Source organism: Stenotrophomonas sp. 278, assembly GCF_003935715.1.
Taxonomy (GTDB): domain Bacteria; phylum Pseudomonadota; class Gammaproteobacteria; order Xanthomonadales; family Xanthomonadaceae; genus Stenotrophomonas; species Stenotrophomonas maltophilia_AH.
The window spans coordinates 18,142-42,489 of sequence record NZ_RHPP01000014.1; the positions used below are offsets into that span (position 1 = coordinate 18,142).

Here is a 24,348-nt window from a genome sequence, read left to right on the forward strand (position 1 = left end):
GCAGGCGCAACAAAAAAGGCCGGGGACTTTCGCCCCCGGCCTTTTTCGGTTCGATCATTGATACGTGTCTGCCGTGTAGTGCCGGGCCATGCCCGGCAACCCGTCACTGCGTGACGGACGCGGTCTGGGTGACCAGCTGGCCATCCACCACCGGCAGGCGGTCGCTGGCCGGCTTGTTGTCCATCTTGACGGTCTTTTCGACGCCGTCGTAACGGTAGGTCACGTTGTAACCGGTGACCGCATCGGTGGTGCCCATGGCAATGCGGTTACCCGGCTTGCTGGCCATGCGCATGGTGCCGGTGGTGCCGTCCTCGTTGCGGTAGGTGACGTTGTAGCCGGTCACGCGGGTCGACTCGGAGGTGGCGGTTTCGGTGTGGCACTGGCGCTCGGTGCGGTTGACCACGCGGCCACCGACGTGGCGCTTGTCCACCTGGTTGCCGATCAGACCACCGGCCACGGCACCAGCCGCGGTGGCAGCCTTCTTGCCGTTGCCGCCGCCGACCTGGTTACCCAGCAGGCCGCCGATGACCGCGCCGGCCACGGTGCCGCCGACATTGCCGTCGCGCTCGGGCAGGCGTTCCTGCACCACCACGTCCTGGCAGACCTCATGCGGGGTCTGGGTCGTGGAGGTTTCGCGCACCGGCTCGGTGCCGATCACGGTGGCGTAGGCTTTTTCCTTTTTGGTCAGCGGATCGACCTTGACCACGTCGGCGTATTCCAGCCCGCGCGGCGCATCCACCGGCACAGCATCAGAAGCGGTACCGTCGTTGGCCAGCGGCGTGGTGTCCAGGGTCGGTCGGGTCTGCGAGGCGGTCACCGCATCAGCGGAATCACCGCTTTTCATGAAGGCCGCAGTGGCGATACCGCCCACCAGCAGCGCACCGGCAGCGACCAGAGCAGTAGTAGTTGTGCTTTTCATTTCCGACTCCCTGCGGACGATCCGCAACGTTCTTGGCGAGGATTCCAGCATGCAACACCTGAACGGAATCTCCACATGACGCTTACAGCCCTATCACCCATTCAGGTTCTGTCGTTCCTTGGCCCATGATAGCGTTTACAGCATTCCTGGAGGACACCGTGATGGCCAATCCGCTGCTGCTGCCGATCGTCAACTGGGCGCGTCGGCTGCGCTACCCCACCCTGTTCAAGATCACCGCCGCGCTGTTCGCGCTGACGTTGTTCATTCCCGATCCGGTGCCCTTCGTGGACGAGATCCTGTTCGCGCTGGGCACCCTGCTGCTGGCCAACTGGAAGCGGCGCAGCGACGACCTGCCGCCCACCCTGCCGACGCCGCCCCGCGCGTGATCCTGTTCGACAGCCACTGTCATCTGGATGCGGATGAATTCGATGCTGACCGCGCCGAGGTGATTGCGCGCGCGCAGGCTGCGGGGGTGCGCGCGCAGGTGCTGCCGGCGGTAACGGCGGCGAGCTGGCCCAAGCTGCGCGACAGCTGCGGACTCGCCGAGGGGCTTCATCCGGCTTACGGCCTGCACCCGATGTTCCTCGACCAGCATCGCCCGGAGCACCTTGAGCAGCTGCGCGAGTGGATCACCCGAGAACGGCCCTGCGCGGTGGGCGAATGCGGGTTGGATTTCTTCGTCGAAGGACTGGATGCCGGACAGCAGCAGTTCTACTTCGTCGAGCAGCTCAAGATCGCGCGCGACTTTGACCTGCCGGTGATCGTGCACGCGCGGCGTGCGGTGGAAGCGGTGATTGCCGCCATCAAGCAGGTGGGCGGGCTGCGCGGCGTGGTGCACAGTTTCCCTGGCAGTCCCGAGCAGGCCGATCAGCTGCACAAGCTGGGCTTCCTGCTGGGGCTGGGTGGGCCGCTGACCTATGACCGGGCGCAGCGGCTGCGGCGGCTGGTCGCGCAGATGCCGCTGGAACAGCTGCTGCTGGAGACGGATGCACCGGATCAACCGGATGCCAGCATTCGCGGGGAACGGAATGAGCCGGCGCGGTTGGCGGTGATTGTGGAAACGGTGGCGGAACTGCGCGGTGAGTCGGCGGAGGTGATCGCAACGCAGACCACCGCCAACGCAAAGCGGCTGTTCTCAATCCCGTAGAGCCACGCAGGGGCGGCGATTGCATCGGGTCGATCGTCAGCCCCGCTTCTTCAGAAGCATCTCCAGAGCCTTGCCCACCGCCGCAAACGCGAACGCACCGGTGATGTGCGTCGCCGCGCCCAGGCCGGCACCGCAGTCGAGCTTCAGCGCGGCATCGGCACCCAGCTGCGGTCGCAGCCCGCACACGCTGCCATCGGCCTGCGGATACTTCACGTTTTCCAGCGAGTAGATCGCCGGCACACCGAAATAGCGCGAGGCGTTCTTGGGGAAGTTGAAGTCGCTGCGCAGCTTTTTGCGGATCAAGGCCAGCATGGCGTCATGCTCGGTGCGCGAGACGTCGCGCACCCGCACCAGGGTCGGATCGGTACGACCGCCGGCGGCGCCCACCGTCAGAATCGGAAGCTTGCGTCGACGGCACCAGGCGATGGTTTCCACCTTCACCCGGAAGCTGTCGCAGGCGTCGATCACCAGATCGAAGCCGCGGTCCAGCAGTTCTTCCATGTTGCCCACGGTCAGGAACGCGGCGACCGGGTCGACCTCGATGTCCGGATTGATCGCGCGGCAGCGCTCGGCCATCGCCTCGGCCTTGTTGCGACCGTACATGCCGGCCAGCGCCGGCAGCTGCCGGTTGGTGTTGGACACGCAGATGTCATCGGCGTCGATCAGCGTCAGGTGGCCCACCGCGGTACGCGCCAAGGCCTCCACGACCCAGGAGCCCACCCCGCCCATGCCGACCACCGCCACCCGGCGGCGCGACAGGTGATCCACGGTGCCTACCCCATACAGCCGGTCGATGCCGGCGAAGCGCTCACGCAATACGTCATTCATGGGGCACATTTTAGACGTCCGGGTGCGCTGATTCATCTGCCAGCCACGAATTCCTACCGGGATTGGCGTCCTGTTCACACTGCGCAGGACAGGATCGCCCCATGCGCACCAGACGCATGCAACCACCCGATCTGGCCAGGAGAATACCCATGAAGATCCAACTCATTGCTGCCGCTGCCGTGGCCACCGTCGCACTGGCCGGCTGTGCCACCTCGCCGGGCTATGGCGGTGGCGGTTATAACAACGGCGGCTACAACAACGGCTACGGCAACAGCGGTGGCTACAACCAGTCGCGCTGCGCCGACTGCGGCATTGTGACCCGCATCAACACCGTGGCCTCCGGCCGCACCGCTCCCGCCGCCACCGGCGCGATCCTGGGCGGCATCGTCGGTGCCGTGGCCGGCCACGAAATTTCCGACCATACCGGCGGCAGCCGCGGTAACAAGAATGTGGCCGCCGCAGCAGGTGCAGTCGGCGGCGCGCTTGCCGGTAACCAGATCCAGAAGAATGTCACCAGCGACACCTTCGACATTACCGTGCGCATGGACGACGGTCGCACCATCGTGGTCAACCAGCGTGACCTCGGGGGTATTCGCGAGAATACCTACGTTCGCGTGGTCAACGGCCGGGTGATTCTGCGCTGAGCCGCTGCTGCCCCGACCGGCTACAAAGAAGGCCCGCTTGCGCGGGCCTTCTTTTCATCCTCGTCGCGGTGACGCGCCCTCAGACGGGCTGCACCTTGTCAGCCTGCAGGCCCTTCTGGCCCTGCACGACTTCGAAGGTCACCGACTGGCCTTCCTTGAGGCTCTTGAAACCCTGGGTTTCAATCGCACGGAAGTGCACAAACACGTCTTCGCCGTTCTGGCGGCTGATGAAGCCAAAGCCCTTGGCATCATTGAACCACTTCACGGTACCGTTCTCACGCTCAGCCATCTCACTTACTCCCTGGGGATCTCTGCTATGTCGTTGGATACGCCTGGTTGGGCGGCTGACAGCAAGGGGGGAAGCGAGGTGCGTAGATGCATCTGGACGGATCTAGCATCATCAGGCCACGATCCACGGTGACCTTGCCAAGCTCAGCGCCTGCAACTTAACCCGAGCAAAATCAAAAAGCAACATACCAAAATCGAATAAGTCAACCCTATTTCCAAAACCGTACGGTACAGAATGGACCCTTCATTCATCTTTTATCTGCTAGCCGTCGTCCTGGTGCTGGTGGGCATCGCCGGAATCATCCTGCCCGCCCTGCCCGGGATCCCGCTGGTGTTCGCGGGGCTGCTGGTCGCCGCGTGGACTGACGGCTTCCGCCATGTGGGCTGGGTCCCGTTGACGGTGCTCGGGCTGCTGACCCTGACCTCCTTCGCGGTGGACATCCTCGCCACGGTCGTGGGGGCCAAACGGGTCCAGGCCAGCAGCAAGGCGCTGTGGGGCACCTTCATCGGCAGCATCGTCGGGCTGTTCTTCATGCCGATCGGGCTGTTCGCCGGACCGCTGCTGGGGGCGCTGGCCGGTGAGTACTGGCACACACGCGAACTGGGCCGCTCGACCAAGGTCGGCCTGGCCACCTGGATGGGAATCCTGCTCGGGGTGGCGCTGAAACTGGCGATCGTGATCGCGATGCTGGGCATCTTTGCGTTCTCGTGGTTCTTCTGACCGGCTCCCCCTCGCGACTGGGGTCTGACCCGTAGAGCCGGGCTTGCCCGGCTGCTGTTGGCGGGAAACATCAGGCGAAGCGCAGCCGGGCAAGCCCGGCTCTACGACCACATCGCCATAACTGGTGCAGAATGTGCCGGTTTCCCATTGCCGTGCGGCCTGCCCCCATGACCACACCATTCCCTCGCTCCGCGTTGTTCTGCGCATTAGCCCTGGCTTGCGCCAGCACGGCAGCCGCGCAGGAAGTCGCTCCCACCCCGGCCACGCCCGAAGCCTGCGCGCTGGTGGGCTCCGATGCCGCCCGCCTGGCCTGCTATGACACCCTGTTCCGGCGCGGAGTGCAGACCACCCAGGAAGCCGATGCGGCCGCCATCGCCGCGCAGCAGGCGCGCCGCGAGGAACGCCAGGCCGCGCGCGAGGCCCAGGCCGACGCGCCTACCGGTGAGAAGGTCAAGCATCGACTCGGCGAGCTGTTCCAGAACGACGGCCATGAGCAGGCCCTGGCCAACGCCGGCAAGGGCTCGCTGCTGGACAGCCGCTGGGAACTGGCGCAGGACTCCAAGCTGGGGGCGTTCCAGCTGCGCGCCTACAAACCGGTGTACCTGCTGCCGGCGTTCTGGACCAGCGACAAGAACCAGACCCCGCAGTCGCCCAACCCCGACAACACCGTCACCACGCCGCAGCAGCTGGACAGCAACGAACTGAAGTTCCAGCTCAGCTTCAAGACCAAGGTCTGGGAGAACGTGTTCGGCGACAACGGCGACTTGTGGGCCGGTTATACGCAGAGCTCGCGATGGCAGGCCTACAACGCCGACAACTCGCGCCCGTTCCGCGAGACCAATTACGAGCCGGAAGTGATGATGATGTTCCGCACCGGCTATTCCATCGGTGGCTGGCACGGGCGCATGGCCGGCCTGAGCCTGACCCACCAGTCCAACGGACGTGCCGACCCGCTGTCGCGCAGCTGGAACCGGGTGATCCTCAATGTCGGCCTGGACCGCGAGAACTGGGCACTGGTGCTGCGCCCTTGGTACCGCCTGCCGGAGGACCGCGAAGATGACAACAATCCGGACATCGAGGACTACATGGGCCGTGGCGACGCGGTGCTGACCTGGAACCGCAACGGTCATGAGGTTTCACTGCTGGCGCGGCATTCGCTGCGCGGTGGCGACCGCTCGCACGGCGCACTGCAGCTGGACTATGGCTTCCCGATCAGCAACCTGCTGCGCGGACATATCCAGGTGTTCGATGGCTATGGCGAAAGCATGATCGACTACAACCACAAGGCGACCTACGTGGGCGTGGGCGTCTCGCTGCTGGAGTGGTACTGATGACGGTGACGATCTGGCACAACCCGCGCTGCGGCAATTCGCGGGGTGCCTTGGAACATATCCGCGCCGCGGGTATCGAACCGGTGATCCGCGATTATCTGACCGATGTGCCCAGCGAAGCGGAACTGCGCAAGGTGCTGAAGGAATCCGGGCTGCGGGTGATCGAGCTGGTACGGCGCAAGGAGGCCGTGTTTGACGAACTGGGCTTGGACGGCGCGGATGACGCCACCCTGCTGGCGGCGATGCGCAAGCATCCGATTCTGATCAACCGGCCGGTAGTGATCACGCCGAAGGGCACCAACCTGTGCCGGCCGCCGGAGAAGGCGCTGGCGTTGTTGTGACGCCATATCCGCCGTAGAGCCACGCCCTGCGTGGCTTCGACCAAGTCCGGCACCGCGAAGCCACGCAGGGCGTGGCTCTACATCTGCATTGGATACCGCGAAGCCACGCAGGGCGTGGCTCTACGTCGGGGATTACGCTACGACCACCGGAATTCCTGCAATGCGGGCCTGCCACTCGCGCGGGCCGGTGGTGTGCACCGACTCGCCGGTGGAATCGACCGCCACGGTGACCGGCATGTCCTGCACGGTGAACTCGTAAATTGCTTCCATGCCGAGGTCGGCGAAGCCCACCACCTTGGCCGCCTTGATCGCCTTGGAAACCAGGTAGGCCGAACCACCCACCGCCATCAGGTAGGCGGACTTGTTGTCACGGATCGCCTCGATCGCCGCCGGACCGCGCTCGGCCTTGCCGACCATGCCCAGCAGGCCGGTCTGTTCCAGCACCTGGCGGGTGAACTTGTCCATGCGCGTGGCCGTGGTCGGGCCAGCCGGACCCACCACTTCGTCACGCACCGGATCCACCGGGCCGACGTAGTAGATGAAGCGGCCCTTAAGGTCGACCGGCAGCGGCTCGCCCTTGTTGAGCATGTCGACCATGCGCTTGTGCGCGGCGTCGCGGCCGGTCAGCAGCTTGCCGTTGAGCAGCAGGGTCTGGCCCGGCTTCCAGCTGGCCACGTCCTCCGGAGTGATCGTATCCAGGTCCACGCGGGTGCCCTTGGACGCGTCATAGGTGATCTGCGGCCAGTCTTCCAGCGACGGCGGGTCCAGCATGACCGGGCCACTGCCATCCAGGGTGAAGTGCGCATGGCGGGTCGCCGCGCAGTTCGGAATCATCGCCACCGGCAGGTTCGCGGCGTGGGTCGGGAAGTCCTTGACCTTGATGTCGAGAACCGTGGTCAGGCCACCCAGGCCCTGTGCGCCGATGCCCAGCGCGTTGACCTTGTCGTACAGCTCCAGGCGCAGTTCTTCGGCGCGGTTGGACGCACCACGCGCCTTCAGTTCGTTGATGTCGATCGGCTCCATCAGCGATTCCTTGGCCAGCAGCATCGCCTTTTCAGCCGTGCCGCCAATGCCGATGCCCAGCATGCCCGGCGGGCACCAGCCCGCGCCCATGGTCGGCACCGTCTTCAGCACCCAGTCCACGATGGAATCGGACGGATTGAGCATGGCGAACTTGCTCTTGGCTTCCGAACCACCGCCCTTGGCGGCCACGATCACCTCGACAGTGTCGCCCGGCACGATCTTGACGTTGACCACGCCCGGGGTGTTGTCCTTGGTGTTGATGCGCTTGCCCGCCGGATCGGCCAGCACCGAGGCGCGCAGCTTGTTGTCCGGGTGGTTGTAGGCGCGGCGCACGCCTTCGTTGGCCATGTCTTCCACGCCCATGGTGGCGTCGTCCCAGCGCACGTTCATGCCGATTTCCAGGAACACGGTGACGATGCCGGTGTCCTGGCAGATCGGCCGGTGGCCTTCGGCGCACATGCGCGAGTTGATCAGGATCTGCGCCATCGCTTCCTTCGCTGCCGGCGATTCCTCGCGCTCGTAGGCGGCGGCAAGGCTCTTGATGTAATCGACCGGGTGGTAGTACGAGATGTACTGCAGCGCGTCGGCGATGGACTGGATGAGGTCTTCCTGCTTGATCGATGTCACGTAATGCTCGCTTGCTCGGGGCTGGCGGGGGTAAGCCGACCATTTTACCCGTCCGGCCCGGCGGAGTTGGGAATGACTCCCGACAACCGGCACCTTCGGTACGGGTTGCCCGCGCATCCCACCTTAACCCCGCGTCGTTGGCGCGCCCCCTTCAACAAGAAGGGGGCTCTCCCCCAGACGCAGACCGGTAGCGCCGGCAACGAGCGGCAACCCCGCGAGTAACGTCGCATCGCGACGGCCCCGAAGGGGTGCCCGGCATTGACGGGCATACCGTTGGTCGGGCGGCGGCGCACCGCGCCGGGTCGGTCCACAACCGTTCAATCACGGCGCGCACAGGCACAATGACGCCCATGCCAGCCCCTACCCCTGCGAAAAACCCCAGCCTGCGCGAGCGCTTCCAGGCGCTACGCAACCTGCCGCCGTTCCTGCGCCAGATCTGGCAGGCCAGCCCCTGGCTGGCCACTGCGAGCCTCGGCCTGCGGGTGATCCGCGCCCTGCTGCCGGTGGCCATGCTGTACGTGGGCAAGCTGATCATCGACGCGGCGCTGCTGCTGAGCCGGCATGAAGCAGGCTTCCCACCGTTCAGCGAGGCACTCTCCAGTGGCCTGCTCAACCCGCTGCTGGTGCTGCTGGCGCTGGAGTTCGGGCTGGCCATTGCCTCGGACCTGCTGGGCCGCATCGTCAGCTACGCCGACACCCTGCTCTCGGAGCTGTTCACCAACGCCACCAGCGTGCGCCTGATGGAACACGCCGCCGAGCTGGACCTGGAGGACTTCGAGGACCCCGACCTGCAGGACAAGCTCGACCGCGCCCGGCGCCAGACCATGGGCCGGATGAACCTGATGAGCCAGCTGTTCGGCCAGGTCCAGGACGCGATCACCGTGGCCAGCCTGGCCGTGGGCCTGCTGGTGTATGCGCCCTGGTTGATCCTGCTGCTGGCGGTGGCACTGGTGCCGGCGTTCATCGGCGAATCGCACTTCAATGCGGCCGGCTACAGCCTCAACTTCCAGTGGACGCCCGAGCGCCGCCAGCTCGACTACCTGCGCCAGATCGGGGCCAGCGTGGAAACGGCGAAGGAAGTGAAGATCTTCAACCTGCATCGGTTCCTGATCGACCGCTACCGCTTCCTGGCCGACAAGTTTTTCCAGGCCAACCGCCGGCTGGCACGCAAACGCGCCTTCTGGGGCACCCTGCTCGCTGCGCTGGGCACGCTGGGTTACTACACCGCCTATGCCTACATCGCCTGGCGCACCGTGCGCGGCGACTTCTCGATCGGCGACCTGACTTTCCTGGCCGGCAGCTTCCTGCGCCTGCGCCAACTGCTGGAAGGCCTGCTGATCGGCTTCTCGCAGGTGGCCAGCCAGGCGCTGTACCTGGATGACCTGTTCTCGTTCTTCCAGATCCAGCCGGAAATCCATTCGCGCACCGACGCGGTGCCGGTGCCGCAGCCGATCACCCAGGGCTTCGTGTTCGAGAACGTGGGCTTCCGCTATCCCGAAGCCGAGCGCTGGGCCGTACGCCACCTCAGCTTCGAGCTGCGCGCCGGCGAAGTGCTGGCGCTGGTCGGCGAGAACGGAGCCGGCAAGACCACGCTGGTGAAGCTGCTGGCGCGCCTGTACGACCCCGACGAAGGCCGCATCCTGCTCGACGGCCGTGATCTGCGCGACTACGACCTGGACGACCTGCGCGCCAACATGGGGGTCATCTTCCAGGACTTCGTGCGCTACAACCTGACGGCCGGGGAGAACATCGGTGTCGGCCTCGTCGGGGCGATGGACGACCAGACCCGGATCCGCGACGCCGCCCGCCGCGGCATGGCCGACGAGGTCATTGCCGACCTGCCCGAAGGCTACGACCAGCTGATCGGGCGACGTTTCAAACAGGGCGTGGATCTTTCCGGTGGCCAGTGGCAGAAGATCGCCATTGCCCGCGCCTATATGCGCGATGCGCAGGTGATGATTCTGGATGAGCCTACGGCTGCGTTGGACGCGCGGGCGGAATTCGAGGTATTCCAGCGATTCAAGGAGCTGTCTGACAATCGAACAGCCGTGCTGATTTCGCACCGGTTCTCGTCGGTCCGCATGGCGGACCGGATTCTGGTGCTGGCCGAGGGGCGACTGGAGGCCAGTGGGACGCATGCGGAACTGATGGTTCAGGGTGGGCGCTATGCGGAGCTGTTCGAGTTGCAGGCGGCGGGGTATCGCTGAGGCAGCGTGGAGCGCCGCGATACCGTCTCGAATTGCGCGTCCTGCATGGGAACGCCGTGGTCCCGTAGAGCGGGGCTTGCCCCGCTTGCCGGATGCGCCGGAAAGCTTCAGCGGGGCAAGCCCCGCTCTACGTCGCTGGCCGGATGTGCCGGGAAAGCTTCAGCGGGGCAAGCCCCGCTCTACGGGTCGGTCGGACAGCGCCGGAACAGCCCCTTGCGGGCCAGTCAATGAGAATTTATCTCATCTGCGCTAGAATAGCGGGGACGAATCAGATCAGACCCACCCCCATGTCTTCCGCTTTTGGTGCCGAAACGGTGCTTGAAGTCCGTCACTGGACGGACGCCTACTTCAGCTTCACCACCACCCGCGACAGCGGTTTCCGCTTTGAGAACGGTCAGTTCGTGATGATCGGCCTGGAAACCGAGGCGCGACCGCTGCTGCGTGCCTATTCCATCGCCAGCGCCAACTGGGAAGAGAACCTGGAGTTCTTCAGCATCAAGGTGCAGGACGGTCCGCTGACCTCGCGCCTGCAGCACATCAAGCCGGGCGACAAGGTCCTGGTGGGCAAGAAGCCGACCGGCACCCTGCTGATCAGCGACCTGCATCCGGGCAAGCACCTGTACCTGCTGGGTACCGGCACCGGGCTGGCTCCGTGGCTGTCGGTCATCAAAGACCCGGAAACCTACGAGCGCTTCGACAAGGTGATCCTCACCCATGGCGTGCGCTTCGAGAAGGACCTGGCCTACCGCGACCTGTTCGAAAAGGAACTGCGCGAGCACGAGTTCCTGGGCGAGATGATCGGCGACAAGCTGCTCTACTACCCCGCCGTCACCCGCGAGCCGTTCCCCAACCAGGGCCGCCTGACCTCGCTGCTGGAAAGCGGTGAAATGCAGCGCACCCTGGGCCTGCCGGAGCTCAACCCGGAGAATGACCGCGCAATGATCTGCGGCAGCCCGCAGATGCTGGCCGACCTGCGCCAGGTGCTGGACGCACGCGGTTTCCAGACCTCACCCCGCATTGGCACGCCGGGGCATTACGTGTTCGAGCGCGCGTTCGTCGAGAAATAAACGCCGATTCGTTGACCCAACCGTAGAGCCACGCCCTGCGTGGCTGCGACCCCGTCTGACACCTCGCAGCCACGCAGGGCGTGGCTCTACGGGGTTCGATCAGCCAGTGTGGCCCCGGTTACGCCAGCGCTTTTTCAATATCGCCGCGCAGGCTTTCCGGCTTGTCAGTGGGCGCATAGCGCTGCAGCACCTGCCCATCACGCCCGACCAGGAACTTGCTGAAGTTCCATTTGATCCCCTTGGTGCCCAGCAGCCCCGTCTTCTCGGCCTTCAGCCACTGCCACAGCGGGTGCGCCTTGTCGCCGTTGACGTCGATCTTCTCCGACAGCGGGAAATCCACTTCATAGGTCAGCGAACAGAAATTCCGGATCTCCTCGGCGTTGCCCGGCTCCTGATGGCCGAACTGGTCACAGGGGAAGCCCACCACCACCAGCCCGCGCGGACCGTACTCACGCCACAGGGCCTCCAGGCCCTCGTACTGGGGGGTGAAGCCGCATTTGCTGGCCACGTTCACCAGCAGCAGCACTTTGCCCTTGTACTGGTCCAGCGCCTGGGGGTGACCATCCAGGTCCACATACGAGAAATCGAAGGCGGTGGTCATGGCGCGTCTCCAGTAGGCATGCCCCATTGTACCCCCCTGTCGCACATGCCTTTTGACACAAGCCGACCCGGTTTCCCCCGGGTTACCCTCGGGCACTTGTCTGACCGGAGATTTCCCCTTGACCACCCGTCTTGCCCTCGCTGTCGCCGTGACCCTCGGCCTGGCCCTGCCCGCCTACTCCGCCGTGGCTGCCGCCCCGGCCGCCACCGCCGCCCAGCAGGCCAACCCGTTCTTCGCCGACAGCCCGCTGCCGCTGCACTTCCCGCAGTTCGACAAGATCAAGGACAGCGACTTCGCTCCCGCCTTCGACGCCGGCATGGCCCAGCAGCTGAAGGAAGTCGAGGCCATCGCCAACAACAAGGCCAAGCCGACCTTCGACAACACCATCATCGCCCTGGAAAAGAGCGGTGACACCCTGGACCGCGCCACCACCGTGTTCTTCTCGCTGGTCGGTGCCGACACCAACGACACCCGCAAGAAGCTGCAGGCGGATTACTCGGCGAAGTTCGCCGCGCACAGCGACGCCATCGCGCTGAACGGCAAGCTGTTCGCCCGCATCCAGGCGCTGTATGACACCCGCACCCAGCTGGGTCTGGACGCCGAAGGCGTGCGCCTGGTCGAGAAGTACTACGAAAGCTATGTCCGCGCCGGTGCCAAGCTCAACGACGCCGACAAGGCCAAGCTGAAGGAAATGAACGCCGAACTGGCGAACCTGGGTACCAAGTTCAGCCAGAACGTCCAGAACGAAGTGAACGCCTCGGCCGTGGTGGTCGACGACGTCAAACAGCTTGATGGCCTGTCGGCCGAGCAGATCGCCGCCGCCGCCGAAGCCGCCAAGGCACGCAAGCTGGACGGCAAGTACGTCATCGCCCTGCTCAACACCACTGGCCAGCCGCCGCTGACCAACCTGACCAACCGTGACCTGCGCAAGAAGATCTATGAAGCGTCGATCACCCGTGGCAGCCGCGGTGGCGAGTTCGACAACACGGCCCTGGTCTCGCGCATCATGACCCTGCGTGCGGAGAAGGCCAAGATGATGGGCTTCCCCAACTTCGCCGCCTACAACCTGACCAACCAGACCGCCAAGACCCCCGAGGCGGTCAATGCCATGCTGGGCCAGCTGGCTCCGGCCGCGGTGGCCAACGCCAAGCGCGAAGCTGCCGACCTGCAGGCGATGATCGACAAGGAACAGAAGGCCGCCGGCAAGCCGACCTTCCAGCTGGAAGCGTGGGACTGGGCGTTCTACAGCGAGAAGGTGCGCCAGGCCAAGTACAACTTCGACGAATCCCAGCTCAAGCCGTACTTCGAAATGAAGAATGTGCTGGAAAACGGCGTGTTCTTCGCCGCCAACCAGGAATTCGGCCTGACCTTCAAGCAGCGCACCGACCTGCCGGTGTATCACGAAGACGTCACCGTGTATGACGTGTTCGATGCCGACGGCAGCCAGCTGGCGATCTTCATCTTCGACCCGTACGCACGCGCTTCCAAGCGTGGCGGTGCGTGGATGAACTCGTATGTGTCGCAGTCCGAGCTGACCGGCTTCAAGCCGGTGGTGGCCAACCACCTCAACATTCCCAAGCCGCCGGCCGGCCAGCCGACCCTGCTGACCTGGGACGAAGTGACCACCACCTTCCACGAATTCGGCCACGCCCTGCACGGCATGTTCTCGAACGTGAAGTACCCCTACTTCTCCGGCACCTCGGTGCCGCGTGACTTCGTCGAGTTCCCCTCGCAGGTCAACGAGATGTGGGCCGACAATCCGCTGATCCTGAAGAACTACGCCAAGCACTACCAGAACAGCACCGCCATGCCGCAGGCACTGCTGGACAAGGTGATTGCCGCGGCCAAGTTCAACCAGGGCTTCGCCACCACCGAATACCTGGGTGCCGCCATGCTGGACCAGCGCTGGCACCAGATCAGTGCGGCGCAGGTGCCGGCCGCCAAGGGCGTGATGGACTTCGAACGTGCCGCGCTCGAGAAGGACGGCATCTACTTCGCCCCGGTGCCGCCGCGCTACCGCACCCCGTACTTCAGCCACATCATGGGCGGCTACTCGGCCGGCTACTACGCCTACATCTGGTCGGAAGTGCTGGATGCCAACACCCAGAAGTGGTTCCGCGACAACGGCGGCCTGAGCCGCAAGAACGGCGACCACTTCCGCCAGACCCTGCTGTCCAAGGGCGGCAGCGTGGACGCGATGCAGCTGTTCCGCGATTTCGCCGGGCATGAACCGCAGATCGAGCCGCTGCTTGAGAAGCGTGGTTTGACTTCGGAAACGAAGTAACCCTTGAAACCGCCCGGTGACCCCGGGCGGTTTTTCTTATGGGCGTCGCCGCGTTCGCCCCACTCTTTCAGAGAATCATCATCGATTGCGCGCTTCGCGACATCTAGCATCGCGCGGACCCGCTGACGGGTCTTGGAGTTGGAGGTCGATCGTGTGGTTCACGCCCCTGCGGAGAATATGCCCGCTTGCATTTTTGATGGTCTCGCCACTCGCAGCAAAAGCGATGTGTTGCCCCGGCGATGTAAATGTCATCAAGTCATCAGGTAGCGGGCTTGGACAGACGCAACCATTGGCTACCGACCAGAGCTTGGATCCGCTATGGAATGTGCACGCCTTTGAGCGTGATTCGATCAGCTACTTCCAGATCAGCGATATAGCCGAAGGCCTGCTCTTCATCATTGCAAAATCTGGAGACGTGTTCTGGCTTTTGCCAGCAGGCACCATCGACACTCAAGTTGCCCTACCGTCTGACCACCAACCTCAACGCCCAACGCTGGACGCGAAAGAAGTGTTCAGGCATCCGGACTTCACGCTACTAGTAAGTGGCACCGGAAAGGCGGCAGTCTGGCGGGTCGAGAATCACCCCACCAGGCCCTGACATGTCCACTACTCTCTAAAGAACATTCGGATTCGATTACGGCGGCACTGTACCGTGCCGCCGTAAGCCTGCGTGCGGCCGCTAAGTCGCCCAATCGCCATCGTCACGGTACTCCGTGACAAACACCGGCGCGAGTCCAGCGTCCCCACAGTCACGACTATTCCCCGGCTGGCTCCCACTTGGCCGCAGCGCGCTCGGATCTTTAGCTGGCCAGGTTCATTCTCCAGCAGCAAGGATACGGCCTCGGTCAAGGCGCGATACGCCGTCAATTGAAGGTCCAAGCTGAGACGACAGGGGTCTCCCACCAGGAATGGCTGAGCCATGCGATCCGTCTGCTCCCACGCGTCCCCGATTCCACCTACCTGTAGTGCAAGGTAGAGTCCAACATGCTCCATTGTGGTCGGATACACCATATTGGCCTGCTCACGGAACTGACGTGAATGCACCGTGGCAACATTCAACAGGCTGTTCGCGACCTCGTGGTGGCCCTTGGCCCTCATCCATTCCACAGTGTCGCTAAGCGCCACATCGAGCTTGTCGCCAATGCTCCGCAGGCTGACCACGCGATTCCGCAGCTCGCGCTCGCTTGTGCAATGCGAGGATCTTGCGTTCAAGATCGCCTCACGCTTCGCCCTTGCTTGAACTACGTACTGGCGATAGTGGTGAGTAATCCGTGATCCAAGCGCCAGCAGTGCGGTACCTGCAACTGCAACGAGCAGCTGGATCCTGAAAGAATCAAGATCGAATGATTCTGGCAACCCGGTGACAGGCGTGCTGATTCGGACGAATATGCTCATGATCGGCATTCCAATCGCAGCACCCCACCAGCCCTGCAGGCAGGTCAACGCAATAAGCGGCATCGCCATGAGCAACTGAATGATGGCCCTCTCAGTTGTGGATTCCTTCGGCAAGACGACCGAAAGGGCACCAAGTGTCAGAAGGGAAATAGCTGCGTAGGTCGTAGGAAGGCCTCGCCACGACTTCCTATCGATCTCTTCACGTCTAACCCAAAGCAGTGCCAGGGGTGAGATGGTCAGGATCGCCATGTATTGGCCGATCACATTGCGAGACGCAACCGTCGCGAACCCACCCGCTGGCGGTGACGGCCACAGCGCATGTGCCAAGGCCAGATTCCCGACACCGACCAACGTCGCCACGGCGAGTGCCACGATGAGCAACCACGTGTCTGTTTTACTGGCAATCGAACGGCGATGTACATAAACAATGATCGCGGCAACGGGAAACTGATAGGCCGACGAGATCACCACCCAATCCAAGCCATACTTTTCCATCAAGGGGATTCGAAGGTGCGCGAAGTACGCGTACTCTCCCAGCAGCAGATACGGCCACATGCTCGGACGGCACACCAGCAACGCTGCAACACGAATACCGGCAGGAAGGAAAAGCTGCTCCAGCGACACCTGCCGCGAAGCCCAGCACGCCGCCGCGTAAAGCGCGGCAACCAGTAACCCTTCCGGCAGCTCCAGCAACCGCGCTTGAAATCCCCGTACCAGCTTGCTGTCCGACATCCCTACCCTCCTTAGGTGGGCCGTTGTCGCAATCCGTCTGCGACGCCTGCCTGTTGCGAGGGCGCGAAAGTAGCGGGTGCGTTGCGGGGGAGCAATGCGATTTATGGGGATTGCGGCAAAGTTGAAAAAGTTCCTATGTGGTGGTCAAGCGTGGTTTAGAGTTCGTGGGGATCAAGCCCGCCGTGTCGGGGGGCGAGGATGTCGTAACGGACACACGCGCGATTCCGATTTGGGTCCATGCGTTGAAGCGGTGATCGTCGTTATCGGCAGTCGTCTTGCGACCGACTCTAGTTCCACACAATCCTGCTATCGGGGGGCTATGTAGCCGCCTGACACACCATTGGGTGAAAGGACGAGCTGCCACAGCTGTGCGTGGCGGCAGCGGAAGCTGGCCATGGAACCCGCCAGATAGAAGCGCCACATGCGCTTGAAGCGTTCGTCGTAACGCTGCGGGTCGAGGCGCGGCCATGCGGCTTCGATGTTCGCCCGCCAGGCCTGCAGGGTGCGGTCGTAGTCCGCACCGAAGCTGTGCCAGTCTTCCAGCACGAACAGTCCTTCATTGGCGACGGTGATCTGCGCGGCGGAGGGCAGCATCGAATTGGGAAAGATGTAGCGCGCGATCCACGGGTCGGTGCGGTGGCGCGAGATGTTGCTGCCGATCGTGTGCAGCAGGAACAGGCCGTCCGGTTTCAGGCAACGGCGAGCTGTCTCGAAGTACGTGCGGTAGTTCTTGTCGCCCACATGCTCGAACATGCCCACCGAAAGAATGGCGTCGAAAGACTCGTCGAGCTCGCGGTAATCCTGCAGACGGATCTCCACCGGCAGGCCGGCGCAGCGTTGCCGCGCGAACTCGGCCTGTTCCTGGGAAATGGTGATGCCCACGCCGGACACGCCGTAGCGGGTGGCTGCATATTCCAGCGCTTCGCCCCAGCCGCAGCCGATGTCGAGTACGCGCTGGCCCGGGCGCAGCCGCAGCTTGCGGCAGATCAGGTCGAGCTTGGCTTCCTGCGCGCTGTCCAGGTCGACCGCATCGGCCCAGTAGCCGCAGCTGTAAACCAGCCGGCGGCCGAGCATGGCCTGGTAGAGGTCGTTGCCGAGGTCGTAATGGCGCTTGCCCACTTCCAGACCGCCGCTGCCGGCCTGCAGATTGAACAGCCGTGCTTTCAACGCATCGGCCAGTTCGCGCCAGCCGTGCACGCGTTCGTCCAGATGCGCCTGCATCAGGTGCAGCAGGAAGCCGTCCAGCGAGACGGCCTCCCACTGCCCGTCCATGTAGCTTTCGCCCAGGCCGAGAGAGCCGTGGGCGATCACCCGCGAATAGAAGTGTTCGTCGTGGACCTGCAGGTCATGCGGGCGGTGGCCGCCCACGATGACATCCGCTTCGAGCAGCAGTTCGGCAACCCGATGCTGCAGCCCGACGTCCACGCACGCCTCCGCCTCAGCCTTGCGCGAACAGCCCGGCGAACGCCGGTGCCACGTGCGGAACCAGCAGGCTCGCCGGCACGTCCACGGTCTGGGTGCCGTCCGAGTACGGCCCCACCTGGTATGGCGGGAACACGAAACGCAACGCGGTGATGTGGCCCTGCGGGTCGGTCACCGGCTGGAACTGGCTGAAGTTGTCAGCGCTGGCCCCGGTGCCGTCGGCGATCATGCGGCTGGCGCTGCGCAGGGATTCCTGCAGCTGGCCCGGCTCCATGTCTTCGGCGCTCAGGCGGGTGGCCACGCGCTCACGCAGCTGGTCGGCCACGTAGTCGCTCACCGCCGCCCAGCCCTTCGTATCGGGAATGAGCGATTCGGCGGTCAGCAGTTTCTGCTGGTCCGGCAGCCACACGAAACGCGCCACCAGCGGCTCGCCGTGCGCGCCACCGGTGTAACGGCTGCCGTCGGCACTGACTACCACCAGTTGGGGCGTTTCCAGCAGCTTCTCGAAAGTCAGTGACAGCTCATACGGCATGGTCGGGGTGTCGTTACCCAGCCCGTCGACCGCCTGCTGCAGCTCGCCGCGTGCGGCGGTCGCATAGTCCGACAGCGCCTTGGCCAGGCCCGGATACTGGCTTACGTCCTGCGGATAGGTAATACCGACCACCGCCTTGGGGGTGTTCTCGATCACATCGCGCAGCTCGACGGGGGCCTCGGGGGCCGCCGGAGCATCCATGTTTTCCGGCAGCGTGGCCGTGGCTCCCTCTGCCGGTGTCTGCGTGGGCGTTTCAGCGTCGCGCTTGCAGCCCGCCACCAGCACCAGACCCAGTGCCAGCGCCCAGCCGCCGTAACCCAATGCCCGGCGGTTTCCTGCGATCTTCATTGCAATCCCCTTGTTGAATCCCCGCATGATGATCCTTCTTCCGTGAAGCACAACTCATCGTTGTTCAGCCGAGCAGCAGGTCCTGGTACTCGTCATGGTGCCGGTCCAGAAACGCCTCGGCATACTCGCAGGCCGGTATCACCTTGTAGCCCTGCTCGCGGGCGAACCGCAGCGCCACCTTGGTCAGCTCGCCGGCAATGCCGCGCCCGCCGATCTCCTCGGGCACGCCGGTATGGACGATGGTCATCCGCTTGCGCTTGATCTGGTAGTCGAGCACCGCCTCATACCCCCTGACCCGGGCCTTGAACCGGTGGTGGACCTGGTCGTGTTCGACCTCGTAAGCCAATCCGGGCGGGGTTACAGAAGCCATGGGCGACGTCTCCTGCGGCAACAGCGGGGATAGTGCGGAGCCGGCCGCCACGGCCGCGTGAAGCCTGAATCGGGGCAGTTGTGGACGTTGAGCGTCATATCCGCCCCTAAAGTCCGCCCGGCTCAAGCCGATACAGGGAACTGACAGGTCGCAAAAGCTGGCACGAGCCTTGCGATATCTGCCTGCCCTCTCCGTGTCATAAGGAGTCGTACATGGACCACGTACCTGCACCCTCGCTGCCCGCCGACGCCGACAGCTCGCTGCTGGAAGGCCTGTTCCAGCTGGCCCTCAATGGCCAGACCCAAGGGTCGGAATTCGACCTGATCGACCATGAGGTCTACACCCGGCTGCTCAGCGCCTACGGTGTCGACGGCCGCATCGCGGCGTGATGGTGGCGGGTCACGACCAACGGTCGTGACCTACCCGATCGGCATCCCCGATCGGCATCCCCGGTAGGTCACGACCGTTGGTCGTGACCTCGCCCTGCGATCAACCGCCCATCAGGTTGAAACGCGGGTTGCTCAGCTCACGCAGGAAGTGCTGGAAAATCTCCGGGCGCATCGCCAGCATGAACAGCACACCGAACGCGGCACCGGCGAGGTGCGCGCTGTGGTTGATGCGGTCACCGCCGCGGCGGTCCATCCAGATGCTGTAACCCACGTAGAAGGCGGCATAGATGATCGCCGGCGCGGGAATGAAGAACACGAAAATGATGCTCCACGGGCTCAGCAGGATGAAGGCGAACAGCACCGCCGACACCGCGCCCGACGCGCCCAGGCTGAGGTAGTTCGGGTTCTTCTGGTTCTTCAGGTAACTGGGCAGGATCGACACCAGCAGCGCACCCAGGTAGAACGCCGGGTACGTCAGGTAGCTGCCGGTCAGACCCAGCATCACCCGTTCGATCTGCCCGCCGAAGAAGAACAAGGTGATCATGTTGAACGCCAGGTGCGCCAGATCCGCATGGATGAATCCATACGTGATCAGGCGGTCGTACTGGCGTTTGCGGTCCACCGCCGGCGGCCACAGGATCAGGCGGTCGGCGAGTGCACGGTTTTTGAACGCCATCCACGACACCAGGACGGTGATGGCGATCAACAGCAGGTTCACGGGGGTCATCGGGGTACTCAGGCAGCGCGGTAGTTGTCGACCATACGATAACGCTTGGCATACCAACCGAAGGCCAACGCCGCGACAAAGGCGAAGCCGGCGAAGAAGAACATCAGGAACGCGGCCTCGCTCAGGCCGGTACTGGCGATCTTGTGGGTCACCGTCTCATTGCGCACGGCGGCGTTGGACAGCAGCACCCACAGGTTGCCGATGGTAGTGGTCAGGTTCCAGAAGCTCATCACCACGCCCTTCATGGCCTGCGGGGCCTGGCTGTAGGCAAACTCCAGCCCGGTGGCCGACACCAGGACCTCACCGAAGGTCAGCAGTGCATACGGCAGCACCTGCCAGAAGATGGACATGGCGTCGCCACCGTCCATCATCACCTGGATGCCACCCACCACCACCCAGGCCAGACCGCTGAAGGCGATGCCCGCGGTCATGCGGCGCAGCGCGGTCGGCTCGAAGCCGAAGCGGCGCAGGGCCGGGTACAGCACCAGGTTGTTGAACGGAATCAGGATCATCACCAGCAGCGGGTTCAGTGCCTGCATCTGCGAGGCGGTGAACCAGGACGGCATGCTCATCTGCTGGCCCTGCAGCACCCACGTGGAGGCCTTCTGGTCGAACAGCGAGAAGAACGGCGTGGTCAGCGCGAAGATCACCAGCACGCGCAGCACCGAGCGCACGCCTTCCACGGCTTCGGCCGGGTGCGACGCGCGGGCGCGATCGAGCTGGATCCAGGTGCCACCGCCCACACCCGCCAGCACCAGCACCAGCGCGATGCACAGGCAGATCACGATGCCCAGGGTGCCCACCAGGCCCATCGAGGCTACCGCCAGCACCAGGCCCAGCACCGCCAGGGTCAGGCCCGGACGGCCTTTGCCCGGCACCTGGGCGGTCAGCGCGGTACGCACCACGTTGCCGAACGAATGCGGGTCTTTCGGCGGCAGCGGCACCAGCACATAGCGCTTGCGGCCCAGCCAGAACACGAAGGTGGCGACGAACATCAGGATGCCGGGAATACCGAACGCCCACTGCGGGCCGAGGTTCTTCAGCGCCAGTGGGATCAGCAGCGAGGCGAACAGCGAGCCGAAGTTGATGATCCAGTAGAAGGCGTCAAACACCACCTTGGCCAGGTGCTTGTTGCTCTGGTCGAACTGGTCGCCCATGAACGAGGCCACCAGCGGCTTGATCCCGCCCGCACCCAGTGCGATCAGGCCCAGGCCCAGGAAGAAGCCTTCGCGACTGTTCTCGAACACCGCCAGGCAGGCGTGGCCGGCGCAGTAGACCAGGCTGAACCACAGAATGGTGTGGTATTTGCCGAAGAACTTGTCAGCCAGCCAGCCGCCCAGCAGCGGGAAGAAGTACACGCCGATCATGAAGCTGTGCATGATGTCCTTGGCCTCGCCCGCCCGTCCTTCGGCGGTGATCTCCTGCAGCAGCAGCGAGGTGATCAGGAACTGCACCAGGATGTTGCGCATCCCATAGAAGCTGAACCGCTCGCAGGCCTCGTTGCCAATGATGTACGGAATCTGCCCTGGCATTTTTCCCTTGCCAGCGCTGGCGGCTGCATGCGTGCTCATTCGATGGGGCTGTCCTGCGTGTATAAAGGGTGAAAGGGTACCGGAAGGGCCGCAGCGGCGCACGTTGCGCCCGGACGTGACAGCCGGCCGTATCCATGGCAGGCCTCCTGTGGCCGGGGTCACGGCGCGTCGACGACAGATGCGTAAACTTATCGTTATGCCCCCCCTCCCCTCGGTTGGACCGGGACGCTGGCCCTGCTGGCTCCTGCTGATGCTGCTGGTTGCGCCCACCGCCCTGGCCCATGCCCGTCAGGGTGAAGCCGCGCCGCGCCTGCTCAAGGTGGCTACGCTGGAACTGCCGGTGCAGGACGACACCCAGTGGCAGCAGCGCCGCGACCAGGTCCTGCAGGTGCTGGAGGCGCTCCAGCCCGATGTCATCGCGGTGCAGCGCGTGCAGCAGGACAAGAGCCGCCACAATCCGGCCTGCTGGCTGGCGGTGCGCCTGCGCTACAGCTGCGACTTCGTTACCGCCGATCCGCCGAGCCAGCCGCTGCGCCAGGGCAGCGCCATGCTCAGCCGGCTGGAGGTGGTCGAGGACGGGGTGACCCTGCTGCACCCGCCCGGGCGCTACAGCGCGGCGGGGATGCTGCGGGTGAAGCAAGGCCAGGACCTGATCAACGTCTATGTGGCCCGGCTGTGGCCGGAGCCGGACGAAGCGGCGATTCGTCGCCACCAGACCAGTGACCTGATGACCTGGATCGGGGCCACCGCCGATGGCCTGCCCTCGCTGATTGCCGGGGCCTATGCGGCCAGCACGCATGAGCTGGTGAGCAGTTCGCCCGGGTTCCAGCCGGCACGGAAGAATCCGGGTGAGCGGGTCGAGCCGCCGTCGGTCGCGGGCAGCGCGACGCGGGCGCATGGACTGGATGTGCTGTTCCAGGTGAAGCATTTCAGCGGGGTGAGCCTGGAGGCGGTGAAGCTTGATTCGGACGGCGAGCCGGTGCGCCTTGGGGTAATGGCCACGCTGCAACTGCAGGACGCTGCTCTATAACGTAGAGCCGGGCTTGCCCGGCGGCCCGCCGACCCCGCCGAAAGCAGCCGGGCAAGCCCGGCTCTACGGTTGGTCGCACGGCGCAGGCACCGCGCGCAGGTGCCACACACAAAAACGGCCGGGCGATTCCCGGCCGTTTGGCGTCACACGTACCTGCGATCAGGCGATCGCTTCCTGGTAGCGGCGCTCCACTTCGTTCCAGTCGACCACGTTGAAGAACGCGCCGATGTATTCCGGGCGACGGTTCTGGTACTTCAGGTAGTAGGCGTGTTCCCACACGTCCAGCGCCAGGATCGGGGTGTTGCCGTCCATCAGCGGGCTGTCCTGGTTGGCGCTGCTTTCCACCACCACCTTCTTGTCCGGGGTGACGCTCAGCCAGGCCCAGCCACTGCCGAAGCGGGTCAGTGCGGCCTTGGTGAAGGCTTCCTTGAACTTTTCGAAACCGCCCAGCTGGGCGTCGATGGCCTTGGCCACGTCGCCGACCGGATTGCCACCGGCATTGGGAGCCATCACGGTCCAGAACAGGGTGTGGTTGGCGTGACCGCCACCGTTGTTGCGGACCACGCCCTGCAGGTTTTCCGGCAGCGACTTGGTCTTCTTGACCAGCTCTTCCACCGGCAGGTCGGCGTATTCGGTGCCCTCCAGCGCGGCATTGACGTTGTTGATGTAGGTCTGGTGATGCTTGGTGTGATGGATTTCCATCGTGGCCGCATCAATGTGCGGCTCAAGTGCGTCGTAGGCGTAGGACAGCTTGGGGAGGGTGTAGGCCATGTGATTCTCCTGGTAGCTCACTCACCCGGTGCGTTCCGGGCGTTGCGTGTCGATGATGGGGATGGTCCGCCAGCTTACCAAGGGGCATGTAAACAAATCTGAGTTCCAGGTGGTGCGCTTGTTATGCAGCGGTGACGAAGCGCTCACGCCGCGCGTTACATTAGTGCCGGTTCCCCTTCTGCTCTTCTCCATGCGCAAGCCACTCCTGCTGCTGGTCGCGATCGTGCTGCTGATCGGCGGCCTGTTCGCCATCAAGGAATCCCAGCGTCCGCCGCCGCCACAGTTCGCGCCATCACTGACCGGTGAAGCAGCGCCGCCCGACACTGGCTCGCCTGCGCGCGCCAATGACCCGCTTCCGCCGTTCCTGCCCCCGGAAGCGCGCCGGACCATCGCCCTTATCCAGCGCGGCGGCCCCTATCCGCACCGCCAGGACGGCAGCGTGTTCGGCAACCGCGAGCAGCGCCTGCCCGAACGACCGCGTGGCTATTACCGTGAATTCACCGTGGAAACGCCCGGGGCTCCCAATCGCGGCGCGCGCCGCATCGTGACCGGCGGCAACCCACCCACCGGCTGGTTCTACACCGATGACCACTATGAAACCTTCCGCAGTTTTGACGTCCCCCCGGCCGGGAGCTGGCAATGACTCATGATCCGTTCGACCTGGGGTTGCATGACCTCAACAATGCTGGCGTGTACGCCATTGGCAACGACGATGTCGGCCCGCTGTCGGCGGCGATGCGTGACGCCGGGCTGAAAGTGCTGCGCGTGGACCTCGACGGATGTGCCGACAAACGCACCCTGCTCGCCCGCCTCGCCGCACAGCTGGATTTTCCGCAGGGAACGGGCGGCAACTGGGATGCGTTGTCGGACAACCTGCGTGACCTGGCCTGGCAGAAATCGCCGGGCGGCTATGCGTTGTTTCTGAGCGACGCCGATGGCCTGCGCGATGCCGGTGCGGCCGAATTCGAGACACTGCTGGATGTGCTGGATGAAGCCAGCCAGAGCTGGGCGCAGCAGGACGTGCCGTTCTGGGCGTTCGTGGCGTTGAAGGACGTGCCCGCGGCGGAATGAT

The 24,348-nt window shown here is 64.4% G+C and carries 26 protein-coding genes; 14 read left to right on the forward strand and 12 right to left on the reverse strand.

Annotated elements, in window-relative coordinates:
- Positions 1–103: 103 nt before the first annotated feature.
- Positions 104–919, reverse strand: a complete 816-nt coding sequence (locus tag EGJ34_RS04190; protein ID WP_125359282.1) for a glycine zipper 2TM domain-containing protein — start codon at positions 917–919, stop codon at positions 104–106.
- 161 nt (positions 920–1,080) lie between these two features.
- On the opposite strand from EGJ34_RS04190, the gene EGJ34_RS04195 reads away from it, so the two are divergent.
- The gene (locus EGJ34_RS04195; protein ID WP_125359283.1) at positions 1,081–1,305 is read left to right on the forward strand and encodes a DUF6116 family protein; all 225 of its coding nucleotides are present in this window, start codon (positions 1,081–1,083) and stop codon (positions 1,303–1,305) included.
- Positions 1,302–2,066 carry a TatD family hydrolase gene (locus tag EGJ34_RS04200; RefSeq protein ID WP_125359284.1) on the forward strand — a complete coding sequence of 255 codons (765 nt, stop codon included), beginning with the start codon at positions 1,302–1,304 and terminating at the stop codon, positions 2,064–2,066. Before EGJ34_RS04195 ends, EGJ34_RS04200 begins: the two co-directional genes overlap by 4 nt.
- 36 nt (positions 2,067–2,102) lie before the next feature.
- Here EGJ34_RS04200 and EGJ34_RS04205 read toward each other — a convergent pair whose 3' ends face one another.
- On the reverse strand, positions 2,103–2,894 hold the full coding sequence (locus tag EGJ34_RS04205) for a tRNA threonylcarbamoyladenosine dehydratase (protein ID WP_125359285.1): 792 nt from the start codon (positions 2,892–2,894) through the stop codon (positions 2,103–2,105).
- A 149-nt stretch (positions 2,895–3,043) separates the two neighbouring features.
- On the opposite strand from EGJ34_RS04205, the gene EGJ34_RS04210 reads away from it, so the two are divergent.
- Positions 3,044–3,538, forward strand: a complete 495-nt coding sequence (locus EGJ34_RS04210) for a glycine zipper 2TM domain-containing protein (protein WP_125359286.1) — start codon at positions 3,044–3,046, stop codon at positions 3,536–3,538.
- Between the two features lie 79 nt (positions 3,539–3,617).
- Here the strand turns inward: EGJ34_RS04210 and EGJ34_RS04215 are convergent, their stop codons facing one another.
- Positions 3,618–3,827 (reverse strand): cold-shock protein, encoded by a 210-nt coding sequence (locus EGJ34_RS04215; RefSeq protein ID WP_125359287.1) that lies wholly within the window; start codon positions 3,825–3,827, stop codon positions 3,618–3,620.
- 234 nt (positions 3,828–4,061) lie between these two features.
- Between EGJ34_RS04215 and EGJ34_RS04220 the strand changes: the two genes are divergently transcribed.
- The 3 genes from EGJ34_RS04220 to arsC all read left to right on the forward strand — a co-directional run bounded on the left by EGJ34_RS04220 (position 4,062) and on the right by arsC (position 6,219).
- Positions 4,062–4,547, forward strand: coding sequence for a DUF456 domain-containing protein (locus EGJ34_RS04220; protein WP_125359288.1), 486 nt, complete (start codon positions 4,062–4,064; stop codon positions 4,545–4,547).
- Positions 4,548–4,714: 167 nt separating this feature from the next.
- On the forward strand, positions 4,715–5,878 hold the full coding sequence (locus EGJ34_RS04225) for a phospholipase A (RefSeq protein WP_125359289.1): 1,164 nt from the start codon (positions 4,715–4,717) through the stop codon (positions 5,876–5,878).
- Entirely contained in the window at positions 5,878–6,219 is a 342-nt protein-coding gene (arsC, locus tag EGJ34_RS04230) for an arsenate reductase (glutaredoxin) (RefSeq protein WP_125359290.1), read from the forward strand. Before EGJ34_RS04225 ends, arsC begins: the two co-directional genes overlap by 1 nt.
- A gap of 132 nt (positions 6,220–6,351) precedes the next feature.
- On the opposite strand, the gene EGJ34_RS04235 is transcribed toward arsC, so the two are convergent.
- Positions 6,352–7,869 carry a fumarate hydratase gene (locus EGJ34_RS04235; RefSeq protein WP_125359291.1) on the reverse strand — a complete coding sequence of 506 codons (1,518 nt, stop codon included), beginning with the start codon at positions 7,867–7,869 and terminating at the stop codon, positions 6,352–6,354.
- A 350-nt stretch (positions 7,870–8,219) separates the two neighbouring features.
- Between EGJ34_RS04235 and EGJ34_RS04240 the strand changes: the two genes are divergently transcribed.
- On the forward strand, positions 8,220–10,076 hold the full coding sequence (locus tag EGJ34_RS04240; protein WP_260476897.1) for an ABC transporter ATP-binding protein: 1,857 nt from the start codon (positions 8,220–8,222) through the stop codon (positions 10,074–10,076).
- A 287-nt stretch (positions 10,077–10,363) separates the two neighbouring features.
- Positions 10,364–11,143 carry a ferredoxin--NADP reductase gene (locus EGJ34_RS04245; protein WP_125359293.1) on the forward strand — a complete coding sequence of 260 codons (780 nt, stop codon included), beginning with the start codon at positions 10,364–10,366 and terminating at the stop codon, positions 11,141–11,143.
- A gap of 118 nt (positions 11,144–11,261) precedes the next feature.
- Here the strand turns inward: EGJ34_RS04245 and EGJ34_RS04250 are convergent, their stop codons facing one another.
- Positions 11,262–11,744: a glutathione peroxidase gene (locus tag EGJ34_RS04250; protein WP_125359294.1), complete on the reverse strand. Its 483-nt coding sequence runs from the start codon at positions 11,742–11,744 to the stop codon at positions 11,262–11,264.
- Positions 11,745–11,862: 118 nt separating this feature from the next.
- Between EGJ34_RS04250 and EGJ34_RS04255 the strand changes: the two genes are divergently transcribed.
- Positions 11,863–14,028: a M3 family metallopeptidase gene (locus EGJ34_RS04255; RefSeq protein ID WP_125359295.1), complete on the forward strand. Its 2,166-nt coding sequence runs from the start codon at positions 11,863–11,865 to the stop codon at positions 14,026–14,028.
- Between the two features lie 151 nt (positions 14,029–14,179).
- Positions 14,180–14,626, forward strand: a complete 447-nt coding sequence (locus EGJ34_RS04260; RefSeq protein ID WP_125359296.1) for a hypothetical protein — start codon at positions 14,180–14,182, stop codon at positions 14,624–14,626.
- 8 nt (positions 14,627–14,634) lie between these two features.
- Here EGJ34_RS04260 and EGJ34_RS04265 read toward each other — a convergent pair whose 3' ends face one another.
- The 4 genes from EGJ34_RS04265 to EGJ34_RS04280 all read right to left on the reverse strand — a co-directional run bounded on the left by EGJ34_RS04265 (position 14,635) and on the right by EGJ34_RS04280 (position 18,827).
- The gene (locus EGJ34_RS04265) at positions 14,635–16,155 is read right to left on the reverse strand and encodes an MASE1 domain-containing protein (RefSeq protein ID WP_125359297.1); all 1,521 of its coding nucleotides are present in this window, start codon (positions 16,153–16,155) and stop codon (positions 14,635–14,637) included.
- A gap of 306 nt (positions 16,156–16,461) precedes the next feature.
- Positions 16,462–17,580: a cyclopropane fatty acyl phospholipid synthase gene (gene cfa / locus EGJ34_RS04270; RefSeq protein ID WP_125359298.1), complete on the reverse strand. Its 1,119-nt coding sequence runs from the start codon at positions 17,578–17,580 to the stop codon at positions 16,462–16,464.
- A gap of 13 nt (positions 17,581–17,593) precedes the next feature.
- Complete coding sequence (locus tag EGJ34_RS04275) at positions 17,594–18,457, reverse strand: DUF3298 and DUF4163 domain-containing protein (RefSeq protein WP_125359299.1); 864 nt, start codon at positions 18,455–18,457, stop codon at positions 17,594–17,596.
- Positions 18,458–18,521: 64 nt separating this feature from the next.
- Entirely contained in the window at positions 18,522–18,827 is a 306-nt protein-coding gene (locus tag EGJ34_RS04280) for a GNAT family N-acetyltransferase (RefSeq protein WP_125359300.1), read from the reverse strand.
- A 212-nt stretch (positions 18,828–19,039) separates the two neighbouring features.
- Between EGJ34_RS04280 and EGJ34_RS22105 the strand changes: the two genes are divergently transcribed.
- Complete coding sequence (locus EGJ34_RS22105; protein WP_185750059.1) at positions 19,040–19,216, forward strand: hypothetical protein; 177 nt, start codon at positions 19,040–19,042, stop codon at positions 19,214–19,216.
- A gap of 100 nt (positions 19,217–19,316) precedes the next feature.
- Here EGJ34_RS22105 and EGJ34_RS04285 read toward each other — a convergent pair whose 3' ends face one another.
- Together EGJ34_RS04285 and EGJ34_RS04290 are read right to left on the reverse strand one after the other, a co-directional pair.
- Positions 19,317–19,943, reverse strand: a complete 627-nt coding sequence (locus tag EGJ34_RS04285; RefSeq protein WP_125359301.1) for a rhomboid family intramembrane serine protease — start codon at positions 19,941–19,943, stop codon at positions 19,317–19,319.
- Between the two features lie 8 nt (positions 19,944–19,951).
- Positions 19,952–21,514: an oligopeptide:H+ symporter gene (locus EGJ34_RS04290; protein WP_125359302.1), complete on the reverse strand. Its 1,563-nt coding sequence runs from the start codon at positions 21,512–21,514 to the stop codon at positions 19,952–19,954.
- Between the two features lie 211 nt (positions 21,515–21,725).
- Here EGJ34_RS04290 and EGJ34_RS04295 point away from each other — a divergent pair, with 211 nt between their 5' ends.
- Positions 21,726–22,505, forward strand: coding sequence for an endonuclease/exonuclease/phosphatase family protein (locus EGJ34_RS04295; protein WP_185750060.1), 780 nt, complete (start codon positions 21,726–21,728; stop codon positions 22,503–22,505).
- Between the two features lie 159 nt (positions 22,506–22,664).
- On the opposite strand, the gene EGJ34_RS04300 is transcribed toward EGJ34_RS04295, so the two are convergent.
- Complete coding sequence (locus EGJ34_RS04300; protein ID WP_125359304.1) at positions 22,665–23,276, reverse strand: superoxide dismutase; 612 nt, start codon at positions 23,274–23,276, stop codon at positions 22,665–22,667.
- A gap of 190 nt (positions 23,277–23,466) precedes the next feature.
- Between EGJ34_RS04300 and EGJ34_RS04305 the strand changes: the two genes are divergently transcribed.
- Together EGJ34_RS04305 and EGJ34_RS04310 are read left to right on the forward strand one after the other, a co-directional pair.
- Positions 23,467–23,919, forward strand: a complete 453-nt coding sequence (locus EGJ34_RS04305; protein WP_125359305.1) for a ribonuclease domain-containing protein — start codon at positions 23,467–23,469, stop codon at positions 23,917–23,919.
- Positions 23,916–24,347, forward strand: a complete 432-nt coding sequence (locus EGJ34_RS04310; RefSeq protein WP_125359306.1) for a barstar family protein — start codon at positions 23,916–23,918, stop codon at positions 24,345–24,347. Before EGJ34_RS04305 ends, EGJ34_RS04310 begins: the two co-directional genes overlap by 4 nt.
- Position 24,348: the final 1 nt, after the last annotated feature.

Coding starts and splice junctions, on each gene's coding strand:
- EGJ34_RS04190 (WP_125359282.1), bottom strand. CDS start 919: ATGAAAAGCACAACTACTACTGCTCTGGTCGCTGCCGGTGCGCTGCTG.
- EGJ34_RS04195 (WP_125359283.1), top strand. CDS start 1,081: ATGGCCAATCCGCTGCTGCTGCCGATCGTCAACTGGGCGCGTCGGCTG.
- EGJ34_RS04205 (WP_125359285.1), bottom strand. CDS start 2,894: ATGAATGACGTATTGCGTGAGCGCTTCGCCGGCATCGACCGGCTGTAT.
- EGJ34_RS04210 (WP_125359286.1), top strand. CDS start 3,044: ATGAAGATCCAACTCATTGCTGCCGCTGCCGTGGCCACCGTCGCACTG.
- EGJ34_RS04215 (WP_125359287.1), bottom strand. CDS start 3,827: ATGGCTGAGCGTGAGAACGGTACCGTGAAGTGGTTCAATGATGCCAAG.
- EGJ34_RS04220 (WP_125359288.1), top strand. CDS start 4,062: ATGGACCCTTCATTCATCTTTTATCTGCTAGCCGTCGTCCTGGTGCTG.
- EGJ34_RS04225 (WP_125359289.1), top strand. CDS start 4,715: ATGACCACACCATTCCCTCGCTCCGCGTTGTTCTGCGCATTAGCCCTG.
- arsC (WP_125359290.1), top strand. CDS start 5,878: ATGACGGTGACGATCTGGCACAACCCGCGCTGCGGCAATTCGCGGGGT.
- EGJ34_RS04240 (WP_260476897.1), top strand. CDS start 8,220: ATGCCAGCCCCTACCCCTGCGAAAAACCCCAGCCTGCGCGAGCGCTTC.
- EGJ34_RS04245 (WP_125359293.1), top strand. CDS start 10,364: ATGTCTTCCGCTTTTGGTGCCGAAACGGTGCTTGAAGTCCGTCACTGG.
- EGJ34_RS04250 (WP_125359294.1), bottom strand. CDS start 11,744: ATGACCACCGCCTTCGATTTCTCGTATGTGGACCTGGATGGTCACCCC.
- EGJ34_RS04265 (WP_125359297.1), bottom strand. CDS start 16,155: ATGTCGGACAGCAAGCTGGTACGGGGATTTCAAGCGCGGTTGCTGGAG.
- EGJ34_RS04275 (WP_125359299.1), bottom strand. CDS start 18,457: ATGAAGATCGCAGGAAACCGCCGGGCATTGGGTTACGGCGGCTGGGCG.
- EGJ34_RS04280 (WP_125359300.1), bottom strand. CDS start 18,827: ATGGCTTCTGTAACCCCGCCCGGATTGGCTTACGAGGTCGAACACGAC.
- EGJ34_RS22105 (WP_185750059.1), top strand. CDS start 19,040: ATGGACCACGTACCTGCACCCTCGCTGCCCGCCGACGCCGACAGCTCG.
- EGJ34_RS04285 (WP_125359301.1), bottom strand. CDS start 19,943: ATGACCCCCGTGAACCTGCTGTTGATCGCCATCACCGTCCTGGTGTCG.
- EGJ34_RS04290 (WP_125359302.1), bottom strand. CDS start 21,514: ATGAGCACGCATGCAGCCGCCAGCGCTGGCAAGGGAAAAATGCCAGGG.
- EGJ34_RS04295 (WP_185750060.1), top strand. CDS start 21,726: ATGCTGCTGGTTGCGCCCACCGCCCTGGCCCATGCCCGTCAGGGTGAA.
- EGJ34_RS04300 (WP_125359304.1), bottom strand. CDS start 23,276: ATGGCCTACACCCTCCCCAAGCTGTCCTACGCCTACGACGCACTTGAG.
- EGJ34_RS04305 (WP_125359305.1), top strand. CDS start 23,467: ATGCGCAAGCCACTCCTGCTGCTGGTCGCGATCGTGCTGCTGATCGGC.
- EGJ34_RS04310 (WP_125359306.1), top strand. CDS start 23,916: ATGACTCATGATCCGTTCGACCTGGGGTTGCATGACCTCAACAATGCT.